Here is a 14,724-nt window from a genome sequence, read left to right as displayed (position 1 = left end):
CCAAGCGCACGCCTCGCCATCAGCAATACCAGGTAAGGTTCATGATCCGGCGTCTCAGGGAAGTCTGTTCGCGGGAGGTCCGTTCAAAATGCGAACGGCGCCAGTGCTGAACGGCGCGGCGCCGCGCACCTCGATCGCTCCAATTCCGTGTGCGTTGCTGCTGCTGGCTTTCGCCACGGTCTGTTGTACGACTGCGCACGCCGAATTGGTTATCGACGGCCGCATCGATGAGCCGGAGTGGCAGGGCGCGATCGTCTGCAAAGACTGGCAGCGCACGTTGCCATTCGCGCGCGATCAGCCTCGCTACGGCAACGAGCTGCACATTCTCTCCACCGAAGGCGGGCTGGCCGCGGCGTTCGTGCTCGATCAGCCGCCCAGCGAGCGACGCATCAAGCCGCGCACGCCGCGCGATTCGGAACGCTTGATCGGCGACACCATCTCGCTGATGGTGGACTTCGACGCCAACGCGCAGATCGGCTATGAATTCACGGTCGGCCTGGGCGGCGGCATTCGCGACGGCCTGATCACCAATCAAAACAAGTTCGATCGCGACTGGGACGGGGCCTGGCAGCACGCGGTCCACGAAACCGAGCAGCAATGGTTCGTGGAAATTTTCATTCCCTGGTCCAGCATCCGCATGCGGGAATCGGGCGCCGATACGCGCACCATCGGCGTGTATGGCACGCGCTATCTGTTCGAGCGCGGCGAGCGCTATGCGTGCCCCGGCATCACCAGCGACGCGGCGGTGTTTCTTTCCGACTTTCGGCGCATCCAGATCTCACAGCACGCGTCGGTCGCGAGTCTGGATGTCGTGCCGTACGGAACGGTGATCTCCGACTTCGTCGATGACCACACGCGCTTCAAAGCCGGCGCCGACATCAATTGGAAGGCGTCGCCCAACCTGTGGCTGTCGGCGACGCTGAATCCCGACTTCGGCCAGGTGGAAAGCGACGAACTGGTAGTGGATTTCTCCGCCATCGAGGTCGTGTTCACCGACAAGCGCCCGTTCTTCACGGAGAACCAGGGCATCTTCGATCTGCGCACGCCGACCAACGGACAACTGGTTTACACCAGACGCATCGGTGCGGCGGCTGACGACGGGAGTGCGGCCTCATCCGACATCGATGCAGCGCTCAAGCTCACCGGAACGGCAGGGCAGCTCACGTACGGCGGCTTCGTCGCGCAAGAGCATGATTATCGCAACGGTGCCGGCCGCTTGTTCGCGGCAACTCGCCTGGCGCTGCCTATGGATCATGCGCGCATCGGTTATCTGGGTACTTGGGCGGATCGGCCGTTTCTCGATCGCGACGCGTTCGTGAACGCTGTCGACTACGAGCTCACGCCGAGCGAGGACTGGCGCATCAGCGGCCAGGTGATCCGTTCCGATATCGGCACCAGCGGCATGAATCTCATGGGCCTGGACATGGCCCTGGCGCGTGGCACCGAGCCCAGTCGTTTCGAACAGAACACCTACGGCTACGAGAGCTGGCTGCAGGCCGACTTCAATCGCAGCTCGCCGCTGACGCACACGATGAAGCTGCTGTACATCGACGACTCGTTCGACCTGAACGATCTCGGTTACATGGAGCGCAACGCGCTCAAGCAAGTCGAGTGGGAAACCAATCTTCGCATCGCCAGCGACGGCGGGCGGGTCAGCGGCGAAACCCAGCGGCTGTACACGTTTTATCGTGAGAACACCGACGGGCAACGGCTGCAATCGCGCTTCCTGTTGTCGCGCGATGTGAGTTACGCGAGTGCGTGGAAAGCTTTTCAGGAAGTGCGCTATGTGACCAGTGGCGTGGACGATTTGATCTCACGCGGCAACGGTCCGGTGCGGCTGGACGAGCGCGTGTCCGCATATATGGACATCACCACGCCGCGCTATGGCGACTGGCAATTCACATTGGGCAGCTATCTGTTCCAACAGGGGGTCGAGGAGTATTCGGGCTGGCTGCAATTCCTGGCTACCTGGTATCCGACCGAGAAGCTGACCCTGCGCGTGGATGTATTGCCGCAGTATTCCGCGGACTGGCTGCTTTGGGAGGACAGCAACCTGTTCGGCTCCTATCGCGCCAAGCGGTTCGATTACGACTTCCGGCTCGACTGGATTCCCGCGCCGCGCCATGAGTTGCGCGTCAAGTGGCAGTGGATCGGCATCGACGCCGATCTGCGGCGCGCCTATCGCACCGATGCCGCGGGCAACCTGTTCCCCACCAGCGACCCGGTCGCGCCGTTCACCGTCAACAATCTCGGTCTGCAGATCCGTTACCGGTACGAGATCGGGCCGATGTCGGAATTGTTTCTGGTCTATGCCCGCGGCGGTTACAATTTCATCGACGACGACGAGCGCGGTGTGAGCGAGTTGTTTCGTGACATGACCGATGTGCGGGACGCGGATCAGTTCCTGATCAAGCTCCGATACAAGTTGTAAATCTGGCGTGGCGCTGACGCGCCGAATGGTGTAGGTGGCTGCTGCTGTCAAGGCCCTGAGACAAAATGCACCACCTGCACGGTGTCAACGCAGACCTATAGTCATAATTCACGATAAGACACGCTTCATCTTCCTTGTAGCACTGCAAAACGCTGCGTATAATTCGCCGCCGTTTCCGGCCGGGCGGTAATCCAATACGTGCCAAACACGTGAACGTCACTGCGCGCCGCGGCAAGCTCCTGGCGTTGAAATTCGCCGCGATACAGCTGGTAAGCACGGGCCTGGCAGCACTCGTGTTCTTGATGTCGAGCGGCTGGAACGCGGCCCGCTCGGCGGTCGTGGGCGGTTTGATCATTGCGTTGGGGACTCTCGTGTTCGCATGGCGGTTGTTCGCCACAGACTGGCCGGCGGCCAGCGCGGCGCGCGGGTTCTACGCAGGCGAATTGTTGAAGTGGATTTGGGTAATCGGCGCATTTGCGCTGGCTTTGACTCGCGGCGGTATGGAACCGCTGCCCCTGCTGATCGGCTTATTGGCCGCGCAGTCCGGGTTCTGGGTCGCGATGGGAATCTTCAAATAGCTTTGCAGGCGAGGTGGGTTGATGGCTGAGCATGGTGGTCCGGCGACCATGACTGATTACATCAGGCACCATCTCCATCATTTGGAGATGCCGGTCGGTGAAGGCCGGTTTTGGGTGCTGCACCTCGACAGCATCTTTTTCAAGCTGCTGTGCGCGGCCATTTTCCTGTTTCTGTTCCTGCGCGTGGCGCGGCGTGCGACCACGGGCGTTCCCGGCAAATTCCAGTGTTTCATCGAGATGATCGTCGAGTTCGTCGACACCTCGGTGAAAGAAACCTTCCATGGCAAGAGCAAGCTGATCGCGCCGCTCGCGATCACGATTTTCTGCCTGGTGTTCCTGATGAACTTCCTGGACATGATCCCGGTCGACTGGCTGCCGGCGGCTGGCGCCGCGGCGGGCATTCCTTACCTGCGCGTGGTCCCGACGGCCGACCTGAACACCACCCTGGCCATGTCGCTGACCGTGTTCCTGCTGATCCAGTATTTCGGCGTCAAGCACAAAGGCGTCGGCACGTTCTTCGGCGAGATGCTGACCGCGCCGTTCCATGCGCCGAACATGATCGGCAAGATCCTGCTGGCGCCGGCCAACCTGCTGCTGCGCCTGATCGAAGAAGCGGTGCGCCCGATTTCGCTGGCGCTGCGCTTGTTCGGCAACATGTACGCCGGCGAGCTGATCTTCATCCTGATCGCCTGCCTGACGCTGGGCGCGAGCTTGAACAGCGCGATGACCTACATCATGGCGCCGCTGCAGTTCGTCGCCGGCTTCGTCTGGACCGCGTTCCATATCCTGATCATCACGCTGCAAGCATTCATCTTCATGATGCTGACCATCGTGTATCTGAGCATGGCCGCCGAGCACCACTGATTTCGTTTCGATCGTTCGATTACTAACTAGCTGTTTTTCTGCACGCACCGGAGATTCAAATGGAGAACATCACTCAGATTGCCGACGTCATGAGCTTCACCGTGATTGCCGCGGGTCTGCTCATCGGCCTCGGCGCGCTCGGCACCGCGATCGGCTTCGCGTTGCTCGGCGGCAAGTTCCTGGAAGGCTCGGCTCGCCAGCCGGAGCTGACCGGCATGCTGCAGACGAAGATGTTCATCGTCGCCGGCTTGCTGGACGCGATCCCCATCATCGGCGTCGCCATCGCTCTGCTGCTGATCTTCGCGAACCCGTTCATCGGTCAGCTCGGCGGCTAATCGCCGCGAAAGTGGATCGGCCAGGCGGTGTCACAGCCGCCGCAAGTGAATCGGAGCAAGCATGGATCCCACAATAACCATCGTCGTCCAGGGCATCGCGTTCTTCGCGGTGGCCTGGATGGTCATGAAGTTCGGTTGGCCGCACATCATCGCGGCGATCGAGGATCGGCAGCGCAAGATTGCCGAGGGTCTCGCGGCTGCCGAGAAAGGCGAGAAGAGCTTGGCGGAAGCCAGGAATTCGGCCAACGACATCATCAAGGAAGCGCACGCGCGCGCCGCGAAGATCGTCGAACAGGCCAATCGCCGCTCGGTGGAGATGGCCGAGGAAGCTCGCGGTGTCGCATCGGCGGAAGCCGAGCGTCTGGTCGCCGGTGCACGCCAGGAGGCTGCGCTGGAATCGACCCGAGCCCGCGAAGAGCTGCGTCGCGAAGCCGCCAACCTGGCGGTGTTCGGGGCCAGCAAGCTGCTCGGTCGTGAGATCGACGCCAAGGCCCACGCCGACTTGCTCGACAAGCTGGCGCTGGAGATCGAGCGCGGTTAACGCGCTCATCGCAACGGAGCACTCATGGCCGAAAAAGCCACCATCGCCCGCCCCTACGCCAAGGCCGCGTTCGAGTCGGCGCGTCAACACCACGCGCTAGAGAAATGGTCGGCAGTGCTGGCAACCGCCTCGTCGGTGGTGCAGGACGAGCGCGTTGCCGGACTGCTTTCGAGCCCGCGCGTCACGCCGGAGCAACTCTCCGGCTTGATCGCGGACATCGTCGGCAGCGACCTGGACGAGCAGACCCGCAATTTCCTGGCGACGCTGGCGAGCAATCGCCGCCTGGCGCTGCTGCCGGAAATCGCCTCGATGTACGAGGGCCTGCGGGCAGAAGCCGAGAACACCGCCGATGTGCAGGTGATTTCGGCGGTGGAGCTGAACGAGGCGCAGAAACAGCGCCTCGTCTCGGCCCTGAAGAAACGATTGAAGCGCGAAGTGCGCTTGCACGTCGCAGTGGACGCATCGCTGATCGGCGGCGCCATCGTGCGCGCGGGCGATTTCGTCATCGATGGATCGCTGAAGGCGCGCCTCGACCGGTTGGCGGTCGAGATGAGTCATTGATAGCGCCGGCCCCTACACCGAATTGACCGAGGATTGAGCATGGCCATCAAGGCATCTGAAATCAGCGATCTGATCAAGTCACGCATCGAGAAGTTCTCGAGCGCCACCGAAGAAGCGAACATCGGCACGGTAGTCACCGTGACCGACGGCATCGTGCGCGTGCACGGACTCGCCGACGTGAAGTACGGCGAAATGTTGGAATTCCCCGGCGGCAGCTTCGGCCTCGCGCTGAACCTGGAGCAGGACTCGGTCGGCGCCGTGGTGCTGGGCGAGTACAAGCACATCACCGAAGGCGATACGGTGAAGACCACCGGCCGCATTCTCGAAGTGCCGGTCGGCGAAGGCCTGCTGGGCCGCGTCGTCGACGCGCTCGGCAATCCCATCGACGGCAAGGGCCCGATCCAGGCCACCTATCAGTCACCGATCGAGCGCGTGGCGCCGGGCGTGGTGTCGCGTAAGTCGGTGAGTCAGCCGGTGCAGACCGGTTACAAGGCCGTCGACTCGATGGTGCCGATCGGCCGCGGTCAGCGCGAGCTGATCATCGGCGATCGTCAGACCGGCAAGACCGCGCTGGCCATCGACGCCATCATCAACCAGAAGAACAGCGGCATTAAGTGCGTCTACGTCGCCATCGGCCAGAAGCAGAGTTCGATCGCGAACGTCGTCCGCAAGCTCGAAGAGCACGACGCGATGAAGCACACCATCATCGTCGCGGCGTCTGCATCCACTCCGGCCGCGATGCAGTACCTCGCGCCGTACTCCGGTTGCGCCATGGGCGAGTACTTCATGGACAACGGCGGCGACGCCCTGATCATTTATGACGATTTGACCAAGCAGGCGTGGGCGTATCGCCAGATCTCCCTGCTGCTGCGTCGTCCGCCAGGCCGCGAAGCGTATCCGGGTGACGTGTTCTACCTGCACTCGCGTCTGCTCGAGCGTTCGGCTCGCGTGAACGAAGAGTACGTGGAGAAGAAGACCAACGGCCGCGTCAAAGGCAAGACTGGCTCGCTGACGGGTTTGCCCATCATCGAAACCCAGGCGGGTGACGTGACCGCGTTCGTGCCGACCAACGTGATCTCGATCACCGACGGCCAGATCTTCCTCGAAGGCGATCTGTTCAACGCCGGCATCCGTCCCGCCATGAACGCGGGCGTGTCGGTGTCCCGCGTCGGCGGCGCCGCGCAGACCAAGATCATCTCGAAGCTGGGCGGCGGTATTCGTCTCGCCCTCGCGCAGTACCGCGAGCTCGCGGCGTTCTCGCAGTTCGCTTCCGACCTGGACGAGTCGACCCGTCGTCAGCTGGAGCGCGGCCAGCGCGTGACCGAGCTGATGAAGCAGAAGCAGTACGCGCCGATGTCGGTGGCCGAGATGGCGCTGTCCATCTACGCCGTCAACAACGGCTACATGGACAAGGTCGAGATCAAGAAGATCGGCGCGTTCGAAACCGGGCTGCAGGCGTTCGCCAAGACGAACTACAAGCAGGCCATCGACGCCGTCAACTCGAACCCGGTGTTGTCGCCGGAGAACGAAGCTGCGCTGAAGAAGATCTGCGAAGAGTTCGCCACCTCCGGTACTTACTGAGAACGTAGATGCCCGGCGTAAAAGAAATCCGCATCAAGATCGCGAGCTTCAAGAGCACGCAGAAGATCACCAAGGCCATGGAAATGGTGGCCGCGAGCAAGATGCGCAAGGCGCAGGAGCGCATGCGCGCGACGCGTCCGTACGCGGAAAAGATTCGCACGGTGATCGGTCACTTGCGCCTGGCGAATCCGGATTACAAACATCCGTTCATGGTCGAGCGCGATGTGAACGCCGTCGGCTTCATCATCATCACGACCGACCGCGGCCTGTGCGGCGGCCTGAACGTCAACTTGTTCAAGGCCACGCTGGCCGCGATCCGCGACTGGCAGAAGCAGGGCAAGAAAGTCTCGGTGTGCCTGATCGGCTCGAAGGGCGTGCAGTTCTTCCGCCGGCTCGGCGGCGTGGACACGCTGGCGACGGTGACCCACCTGGGCGACCGTCCGCACGTGAACGATCTGATCGGCACCGTAAAAGTGATGCTGGACCAGTATCGGGAAGGCAAGCTCGACCGACTGTTCCTGGTCAACAACGAGTTCGTCAACACGATGAGTCAGAAGCCCGTCGTGCGCCAGCTGCTGCCGGTCGTCACGCAGGACGAAGACAAGCTGCAGAAGCTGTGGGATTACATCTACGAGCCGTCCGCGGCCGAGCTGCTCGATGGCGTGCTGATGCGCTACATCGAATCGCAGGTCTATCAGGGCGCGGTGGAAAACGTCGCTTCTGAAATGGCCGCGCGCATGGTCGCGATGAAGAGCGCGACCGACAACGCCGGCAAGCTCATCGAGGAATTGCAGCTGATCTACAACAAGGCTCGCCAGGCGGCGATCACCAAAGAGATCAGCGAAATCGTCGGCGGCGCCGCTGCCGTTTAATGGCGCGCACCCGAATACAGAATTATTGAGGAACGACACATGGCAAGCGGCAAGATTGTCCAGATCATCGGTGCGGTCATCGACGTGGAATTCCCGCGTGACCAGATTCCGAAAGTGTACGAAGCACTGAAGCTCGAAGACGTCGACCTGACGCTGGAAGTGCAGCAGCAGCTCGGCGACGGCGTCGTGCGCACCATCGCCATGGGCGTATCCGAAGGCCTGAAGCGTGGCCTGAAGGTCAACGCGACCGGCGCTCCGATCTCCGTGCCGGTCGGCAAGGGCACGCTCGGCCGCATCATGGACGTGCTGGGCGCGCCGCAGGACGAGAAGGGCCCGGTGCAGACCAAGGATCTGCTGCCGATCCACCGGCCCGCGCCGTCTTACGACGAACAGTCGGGCGGCCAGGACCTGCTGGTCACGGGCATCAAGGTCATCGACCTGCTCATTCCGTTCGCCAAGGGCGGTAAGGTCGGTCTGTTCGGCGGCGCCGGCGTGGGCAAGACCGTCAACATGCTCGAGCTGATCAACAACATCGCCAAGCAGCACTCGGGTCTGTCGGTGTTCGCGGGCGTGGGCGAGCGCACTCGCGAGGGCAACGACTTCTATCACGAGATGATCGAGTCGGGCGTCATCGACACCAACGACCTCACCAACTCCAAGGTGGCGATGGTGTACGGCCAGATGAACGAGCCGCCGGGCAACCGCCTGCGTGTCGCGCTGACCGGTCTGACCATGGCCGAATACTTCCGCGATGAAAAGAACGAAGCCGGCAAGGGCCGCGACGTGCTGCTGTTCATCGACAACATCTACCGTTACACGCTGGCCGGCACCGAAGTGTCCGCGCTGCTCGGCCGTATGCCTTCGGCGGTGGGTTACCAGCCGACGCTGGCCGAAGAAATGGGCGTGCTCCAGGAGCGCATCACGTCGACGAAGACCGGCTCGATCACGTCGATTCAGGCCGTGTACGTGCCTGCGGACGACTTGACCGACCCGTCGCCGGCCACCACGTTCGCGCACTTGGACGCGACCGTCGTGTTGTCCCGCCAGATCGCCTCGCTGGGCATCTACCCGGCCGTGGATCCGCTGGACTCCACCAGCCGTCAGCTCGATCCGCTGGTCATCGGCGAAGAGCACTACAATGTCGCTCGCGGCGTGCAGGCTGTGCTCCAGCGCTACAAGGAACTGCAGGACATCATCGCGATCCTGGGCATGGACGAGCTGTCTGAAGACGACAAGCGCACCGTATCGCGCGCTCGTAAGATCCAGCGCTTCCTGTCGCAGCCGTTCAACGTCGCGAAGGTGTTCACCGGCCAGGACGGCAAGATCGTCCCGCTCAAGGACACCATCCGCGGCTTCAAGGGCATTCTCGACGGCGAGTACGACCACCTGCCCGAGCAGGCGTTCTACATGGTCGGCGCCATCGAAGAAGCCGTCGCCAAGGCGAAGACGCTGCAGTAATTGAAATCGATCGGCGGGCGATGTTTGTTACATCGCTCGCCTATCTAGTGAGAGCACATGGCAACCATCCACGTCGACATCGTCAGCGCCGAAGGCCAGATCTTCTCTGGCGAAGCCACCATGGTTTTCGCGCCGGCCGCCATGGGCGAGATCGGTATTGCGCCCCGTCACGCGCCGTTGCTGACGACGCTCAAGCCGGGCGAAGTGCGCGTGCAGACGCCGAGCGGTGAAGAGCAATTCTTCTTCGTCGGCGGTGGCGCCATCGAAATCCAACCGCACCTCGTCACCGTGCTCGCCGACACCGCGCTGCGCGCCAAGGACATCGACGAAGCCGCCGCTCTGCAAGCGAAGCAGCGTGCGGAAGAAGCGCTGAAGGATCGCGCCGGCAAGATCGACGTCGCCGAAGCTCAGGCCGAGCTCGCCCGCGCCGTCGCTCAGATCAAGGCGATCGAGAAGCTGCGCAAGATCAAGCAGTGATCCGCTAGCGGGTGTCGCCCGCCGCCAATGTTTCTATACGCAGCGCCTCGCCATTCAGCGAGGCGTTTGCCTTTGGGGCTTGATGACGCACGGGCGCATATCACGGCGAAGACACTACTGCGGTCCTTCGCGAGAGCTCATTGCTCCTCTGGTGCTGACTCGCTTGCCGCAGTGGATGCAAACAACCGAGCCGCTGAACCATTTCACTACGAGGCCAGACCAGTCGCTCCACGCGGCCCTGGAAAAATCCTGAGCCGTTATCTTCTCGTTGCAGTGGGGGCAGCGAATCCAGCGCGCCAGCACGAAGTGAACGAGCGCTAACGCTGCAAACAGTCCGAACAGAACGATGAATGGCAATGCGCTGCCATCCGCGGCCGTAGCTTTTGCGTAAGCCAGCCACGCAAACGCCGATAGTAGACAGGCCCAAGCTGCCAGAACGACCGCGGCATTCAGTTTGCCCAGCAGCGGATTTCTCACGCTCGCGAGCGAGCTCATCGATCCGCCTGGCATGTGAGCCTGCCTTGTGACAGAAAGAGCAACGTTTGTTCGATTGCGAGCCGGTCTTTCATGATGAAGGGATGACTCGCCGGAATCACGCAAAATCCCGCCATCCCCTCCAGCTTCGCGCTCTCGATCGACACCTTGCCGTCGTCGGGCCCGGGAATCAGCAGCGACAAGATCAGGTTGATCGTCCGATTACCCGTGATGATGCCGACACGGAACGGCGGCGCACCGAGGCTCTGCGGGACAGATGCGTGCCCAGTGCCCAGCTCCAGTCCTGCCGGCCCGTTGATGAACTTGAACAACGCCAGTCCGCCAAGCTTGTCCACGACCTCGCTGCCATGATTGGGCGGGCTCAACATCACCACGCGACCAATCTTCAGGTCCGGCGCCGACTTCGCGAGCTGCCGGACGATAATGCCGCCCAGCGAGTGAGTGACGAAGTGAACCTCGCCCGTTGGATCCGTCAGGCACGCACGAACGGCCGGTAACGCGAAGTCCCTGGTCAGCACCTCGATGGAATGCTGGCGCGACGGATAGGAAACGTTGCACACGCGATAGCCCGCCGCCTCCAGCGCCCGATTCATCTTCGACATGGAGTCGGATGTTCTAGCCAATCCGTGCAGCAGCACCACTGAACCGGTCTGGCGCACGTCGGCATCATCGGCCAGACCTGCTTGGGGAGCGACGGAGAGAAGGGCGACGAGCAGGGCTGCGACGCTTCTCATGAGCCTACCGGCGCGTGAACAACCAGGCGATCAGAACAGTCAGGGCCAGATTGACTGCGTGGAGCAGGAGCGAGACGGCGAGCAGCGGCACGCGTACGGCGAAGCTCGGCTTGCGGAACATGGCAGAGATACCGGTCTGAAGCAGCAGTACGGGGAGGTGCCACGCCGCCCAGATACGGAAGAACGCGACGCTCCACCAGGGGCCATGGTCGAACGGGTTGCCGCTGAAGCCCTGCCGGGCCAACACCCAGAAGCGGGATTGCCAGAGGACCAGAAAAAGCAGCTCCACGGCAGCGAGTCGGGGCGCCATCTCGAGGGCGCCTTGGATCGTCGAATTCACGTCGGCCCCGGCCATCCCTTGACAGCCAGTCCACAGACGAGCGCCGTCGGATCAATGCGATCCAGCGCAGCTAGCTTCCGCACCGAAACACCGCTGAGTAATCGTTATGAGGCCGATAATACGATCATTCGGCCGGCGGCGCGCTCGTTATTTTGGGAAATATGTCAGGTCAGTGGCGTTTGCTCGGGCGCGTTCACTAAGTCGTTTCGAGCAGGCGCCGCGTAGTGGTGATGGTCGCGTATTCGCCATCGAGGTTGGCGAGCGCCATTGCGTGGACTTCCTCGGCCGTTCGCTTCGTCCCGTGATAGTCGACCTTATCGAATGCAAACGTCGCATCGGCCACGACCTGAGTCTCGAACCCCAGGTTGCCCGCGGTCCGCGCCGTTGCTTCGACTGAATTGTTTGTACTGACGCCGACGATCACCAGCTTGGTGATGCCTCGCACTCGCAGCCACTTCTCAAGCCCGGTGTTCACCACAGCATCCGGCACATTCTTCTCGACCACATGCTCGCTCGGAAGCGGCGCAAGCCGATCCTGAAACTCAACGCCCGGCTGCCCCGGCCAGAACGGCGAGCCACGCGTTCTCGACATGTGCCGAACGTGCACCACCGTCGCACTCGCCTTACGCCAGGCATCTAACAAAGCCGCAATATTCCCCTCGGCATTCGGATTGTTCCGCGGCCCCGCGGCAGGGCTCGCCATCCCTTTCTGCATGTCGATGATGAGGAGTGTCGGCATTGGTGTATTCATGGCGTGCAGGCGAAACGTGCAAGCTTGAAACTTCGGGAAGATCCCAGTGTAGATGAACGCACGGGTCGCATACATGTGCGCATGCAGGGGGCCGAAGCGCACGGTACGATGCACGCATGAAACTCGGCTTCGAACACACCTACGCGACCCTCCCTGCCCGATTCTACGCACGCGTCGAACCTGCGAAGGTTACTGATGCGCAGGTGGTCATTTTCAATCGTGCCCTAGCCGCCGAGCTGCGGTTGGATCCGGATATGGACGTCCGGCAGGCCGCAGCGTTGTTCTCTGGAAACGAGCTGGCTGAGGATTCGACGCCGATCGCGATGGCGTACGCGGGGCATCAGTTCGGTTCGTTCGTGCCGCAGCTCGGCGATGGTCGGGCAATTCTTCTCGGGGAAATCCGTGATCGCCAAGGGGTCCTGCGCGATGTCCAACTGAAAGGCTCTGGCCGCACGCCCTTCTCCCGCGGCGGCGATGGTCGCGCGGCGATTGGGCCGATGCTTCGCGAGTATTTGATCAGCGAGGCGATGCACGCCTTGGCCATTCCCACCACGCGGTCGCTTGCGGTAGTCACAACGGGCGAGCAGGTCTATCGAACCGAGATCCTGCCCGGCGCGATATTGACGCGAGTCGCCGCAAGCCACATCCGAGTGGGAACATTTCAATACTTTGCGGCGCGTGGCGATCAGGAGGCAGTGAAGGAGCTACTGGACTACGTGATCGCTCGCCACTACCCGGAGACGCGAAACGCCGAAGCACCAGCGCTCGCAGTGCTCAAAGCGATCACAGCGCAACAGGCGGCGCTGATTGCGGATTGGATGCGCGTTGGGTTCATCCACGGCGTCATGAACACCGACAACATGGCGCTGTCGGGCGAAACGATCGACTACGGTCCCTGTGCATTCATGGATCGATACGACCCGAACACCGTCTTCAGCTCCATCGATCTCGGCGGCCGCTATTCCTATACGAACCAGGCCGGCATCGCGCAATGGAATCTGGCGCGACTGGCAGAAACGTTGCTGCCGCTGATCGATGCCGACGAAAAGAAATCGATCGAGCTGGCGACCGAAGCGATCGAAAACTTCGTCCCGCAATTCGAGACCGCGTTTCTCGCACACATGCGACGGAAGATCGGCCTGGCTTCCAGCGAAGACGGCGATGCCGATCTGATCTCTTTGCTATTGGCGGCCATGCAAAATGCCCAGGCCGATTTCACGCTGACGTTCAGTGCGCTATCACGCGTCGCAGACAATCCGGCAGATGACGCGACAGTTCACGAGCTGTTCGACACGCCCGCTGACATCGATGGTTGGCTGAAAGCCTGGCGCGCACGACTGGTGCTGGATCCGCAAACGCCAGCGCAGCGAGCGGAAACGATGCGCTTCGCCAATCCCGAGTTCATTCCTCGCAATCACCGTGTCGAAGCGGCATTGCAAGCCGCAACCGCGGGCGACCTGCAACCCTTCAACAAATTGCTTGGAATCCTGCAGCGGCCTTACGAACGGCAACCGGACGCCGCGGAGTACACGCAACCGCCACCGTCGTCAGATCCGAAATACAAGACGTTCTGCGGGACTTGAGAAGCGGTCAGGCCGCGTCTTGCGCCGGCACCGACTCCGAGCGCGATGCCGATGACTTCGACATCATGTCGCTGGTCCGACGGCTGCGCTCCGCCTGGCCGAGCAGCTCGAGCGCTGCAGGCGCATCCTCGTCGCCAGCGAATGCGGCCAGGCCAGTCGAGAGCCGAATGCCGCTGGCGGCGGAGCTGAGGCCCCAGTGAACGAACGCATTACGAATGGTTTGTTCCATCGCACTGGCTTCGATCGGTCCGCTCTCCGGCATGACGACGACCAGTCGGCACGTGTTGACCGGCGCGGGCAGTCGCACCACCCAATCGAGCTTCGGCCGCATGGCATCGTGAGCCGCGCCGAGCAAGGTGTCTGAGATCGCTCCTGTCGTGCTGTGTTGATGGAACGCAGCGGCATCCGCCGCGTCGAGTCCGATGCTCAGCAACTGCAAGGTTTTCCTGGAGCGACCCGCCTGAACGATCTCCGCACGCAAGCGGCCTACCAGGTGACGTGCCGTGTGCGCGCCATTCTCCAAGTCGACGGTAGCCGGCTCATGCGCGCGACCGGTCCTTGAAGACTGGCGACGGCGAATGGCGGTTACTCCGGCCTGCACTCGACCGACGATCTCGGCGAGCGCGTTCTGACGCATCAGATATTGATCCACGCCCATGCAATAGCCTCGCTCCTGAAACCGCACGTCCGCGATTTCCGTGAGCATGATGATGTAGACGGGCGCAAGGGAAAGAATACGCAGCCGGGCGATGAACTCGATGCCATCGACCGCCGGCACGGAGCTGTCGGTGATGACGACGGGGAACCATTCGCGGGCGAACATCGTGAGCGCTTCGACGCCGTCGGCAGCGGCCGCGACTTCGAATCCCTGCAGCTTGACCAGCGCCGCCGCCGACTCGCGCATGCCCACATCGGCGTCCACGATCAGGACGCGGCGGGGCGGCGAAAAATCAGGCGAAGCGCTCATGTCTACAGGGTTCTTATGTGAGATGGAGCTACGGTACTCCTCTGGCCAGCGGGAGCGTTAACGTGCTTGCCATTTCTGTGAGGCGGCTCCCGGCGCGGGTGCGACCTGGCGCACATATCGCCCGGAAAGGCCGCTTTCCGGGCCGGGCGAGCGAGC

15 protein-coding genes are annotated in these 14,724 nt (G+C 62.2%); 11 read left to right on the top strand and 4 right to left on the bottom strand.

From position 1 onward, the window contains the following. The first annotated feature begins 88 nt into the window (after positions 1–88). From EK373_RS04075 to EK373_RS04030, 10 genes are all read left to right on the top strand, one after another. Entirely contained in the window at positions 89–2,431 is a 2,343-nt protein-coding gene (locus EK373_RS04075; RefSeq protein WP_129641451.1) for a DUF5916 domain-containing protein, read from the top strand. Between the two features lie 209 nt (positions 2,432–2,640). Further along, entirely contained in the window at positions 2,641–3,009 is a 369-nt protein-coding gene (locus EK373_RS04070) for an ATP synthase subunit I (protein WP_157994207.1), read from the top strand. 21 nt (positions 3,010–3,030) lie between these two features. After that, positions 3,031–3,873, top strand: a complete 843-nt coding sequence (gene atpB / locus EK373_RS04065; RefSeq protein ID WP_129641449.1) for a F0F1 ATP synthase subunit A — start codon at positions 3,031–3,033, stop codon at positions 3,871–3,873. Between the two features lie 59 nt (positions 3,874–3,932). Beyond that, positions 3,933–4,208 (top strand): F0F1 ATP synthase subunit C, encoded by a 276-nt coding sequence (gene atpE / locus EK373_RS04060; protein WP_116808431.1) that lies wholly within the window; start codon positions 3,933–3,935, stop codon positions 4,206–4,208. Between the two features lie 61 nt (positions 4,209–4,269). Beyond that, complete coding sequence (locus EK373_RS04055) at positions 4,270–4,749, top strand: F0F1 ATP synthase subunit B (protein WP_129641448.1); 480 nt, start codon at positions 4,270–4,272, stop codon at positions 4,747–4,749. Between the two features lie 24 nt (positions 4,750–4,773). Further along, on the top strand, positions 4,774–5,310 hold the full coding sequence (locus EK373_RS04050; protein WP_129641447.1) for a F0F1 ATP synthase subunit delta: 537 nt from the start codon (positions 4,774–4,776) through the stop codon (positions 5,308–5,310). Between the two features lie 39 nt (positions 5,311–5,349). After that, on the top strand, positions 5,350–6,891 hold the full coding sequence (gene atpA / locus EK373_RS04045; protein ID WP_129641446.1) for a F0F1 ATP synthase subunit alpha: 1,542 nt from the start codon (positions 5,350–5,352) through the stop codon (positions 6,889–6,891). A gap of 8 nt (positions 6,892–6,899) precedes the next feature. Then, positions 6,900–7,763 carry a F0F1 ATP synthase subunit gamma gene (gene atpG / locus EK373_RS04040; protein WP_129641445.1) on the top strand — a complete coding sequence of 288 codons (864 nt, stop codon included), beginning with the start codon at positions 6,900–6,902 and terminating at the stop codon, positions 7,761–7,763. A 39-nt stretch (positions 7,764–7,802) separates the two neighbouring features. Then, positions 7,803–9,221 carry a F0F1 ATP synthase subunit beta gene (atpD, locus tag EK373_RS04035; RefSeq protein ID WP_129641444.1) on the top strand — a complete coding sequence of 473 codons (1,419 nt, stop codon included), beginning with the start codon at positions 7,803–7,805 and terminating at the stop codon, positions 9,219–9,221. Positions 9,222–9,278: 57 nt separating this feature from the next. Further along, positions 9,279–9,698, top strand: coding sequence for a F0F1 ATP synthase subunit epsilon (locus EK373_RS04030; RefSeq protein WP_129641443.1), 420 nt, complete (start codon positions 9,279–9,281; stop codon positions 9,696–9,698). A 491-nt stretch (positions 9,699–10,189) separates the two neighbouring features. Here EK373_RS04030 and EK373_RS04025 read toward each other — a convergent pair whose 3' ends face one another. The 3 genes from EK373_RS04025 to EK373_RS04015 form a co-directional block, all read right to left on the bottom strand. Beyond that, on the bottom strand, positions 10,190–10,927 hold the full coding sequence (locus EK373_RS04025; RefSeq protein WP_129641442.1) for an esterase/lipase family protein: 738 nt from the start codon (positions 10,925–10,927) through the stop codon (positions 10,190–10,192). A gap of 4 nt (positions 10,928–10,931) precedes the next feature. Further along, positions 10,932–11,267: a hypothetical protein gene (locus tag EK373_RS04020; RefSeq protein ID WP_129641441.1), complete on the bottom strand. Its 336-nt coding sequence runs from the start codon at positions 11,265–11,267 to the stop codon at positions 10,932–10,934. Positions 11,268–11,463: 196 nt separating this feature from the next. Further along, positions 11,464–12,018, bottom strand: coding sequence for a cysteine hydrolase family protein (locus EK373_RS04015; RefSeq protein ID WP_129643317.1), 555 nt, complete (start codon positions 12,016–12,018; stop codon positions 11,464–11,466). A 116-nt stretch (positions 12,019–12,134) separates the two neighbouring features. On the opposite strand from EK373_RS04015, the gene EK373_RS04010 reads away from it, so the two are divergent. After that, the gene (locus tag EK373_RS04010) at positions 12,135–13,601 is read left to right on the top strand and encodes a protein adenylyltransferase SelO family protein (protein ID WP_129641440.1); all 1,467 of its coding nucleotides are present in this window, start codon (positions 12,135–12,137) and stop codon (positions 13,599–13,601) included. A 7-nt stretch (positions 13,602–13,608) separates the two neighbouring features. Here the strand turns inward: EK373_RS04010 and EK373_RS04005 are convergent, their stop codons facing one another. After that, on the bottom strand, positions 13,609–14,568 hold the full coding sequence (locus EK373_RS04005; RefSeq protein WP_129641439.1) for a response regulator: 960 nt from the start codon (positions 14,566–14,568) through the stop codon (positions 13,609–13,611). Positions 14,569–14,724: the final 156 nt, after the last annotated feature.

The organism is Peristeroidobacter agariperforans, from assembly GCF_004138335.1.
Lineage (GTDB): Bacteria > Pseudomonadota > Gammaproteobacteria > Steroidobacterales > Steroidobacteraceae > Steroidobacter > Steroidobacter agariperforans.
Note: the sequence above shows the minus strand (reverse complement) of the source record. Positions and strands in the feature narration are given on the sequence as shown.

Bases quoted from the DNA above. Each gene is read 5' to 3' on its own strand.
- EK373_RS04075 (WP_129641451.1), top strand. From the start codon at position 89: ATGCGAACGGCGCCAGTGCTGAACGGCGCGGCGCCGCGCACCTCGATC.
- atpB (WP_129641449.1), top strand. From the start codon at position 3,031: ATGGCTGAGCATGGTGGTCCGGCGACCATGACTGATTACATCAGGCAC.
- atpE (WP_116808431.1), top strand. From the start codon at position 3,933: ATGGAGAACATCACTCAGATTGCCGACGTCATGAGCTTCACCGTGATT.
- EK373_RS04055 (WP_129641448.1), top strand. From the start codon at position 4,270: ATGGATCCCACAATAACCATCGTCGTCCAGGGCATCGCGTTCTTCGCG.
- EK373_RS04050 (WP_129641447.1), top strand. From the start codon at position 4,774: ATGGCCGAAAAAGCCACCATCGCCCGCCCCTACGCCAAGGCCGCGTTC.
- atpA (WP_129641446.1), top strand. From the start codon at position 5,350: ATGGCCATCAAGGCATCTGAAATCAGCGATCTGATCAAGTCACGCATC.
- atpG (WP_129641445.1), top strand. From the start codon at position 6,900: ATGCCCGGCGTAAAAGAAATCCGCATCAAGATCGCGAGCTTCAAGAGC.
- atpD (WP_129641444.1), top strand. From the start codon at position 7,803: ATGGCAAGCGGCAAGATTGTCCAGATCATCGGTGCGGTCATCGACGTG.
- EK373_RS04030 (WP_129641443.1), top strand. From the start codon at position 9,279: ATGGCAACCATCCACGTCGACATCGTCAGCGCCGAAGGCCAGATCTTC.
- EK373_RS04025 (WP_129641442.1), bottom strand. From the start codon at position 10,927: ATGAGAAGCGTCGCAGCCCTGCTCGTCGCCCTTCTCTCCGTCGCTCCC.
- EK373_RS04015 (WP_129643317.1), bottom strand. From the start codon at position 12,018: ATGAATACACCAATGCCGACACTCCTCATCATCGACATGCAGAAAGGG.
- EK373_RS04010 (WP_129641440.1), top strand. From the start codon at position 12,135: ATGAAACTCGGCTTCGAACACACCTACGCGACCCTCCCTGCCCGATTC.
- EK373_RS04005 (WP_129641439.1), bottom strand. From the start codon at position 14,568: ATGAGCGCTTCGCCTGATTTTTCGCCGCCCCGCCGCGTCCTGATCGTG.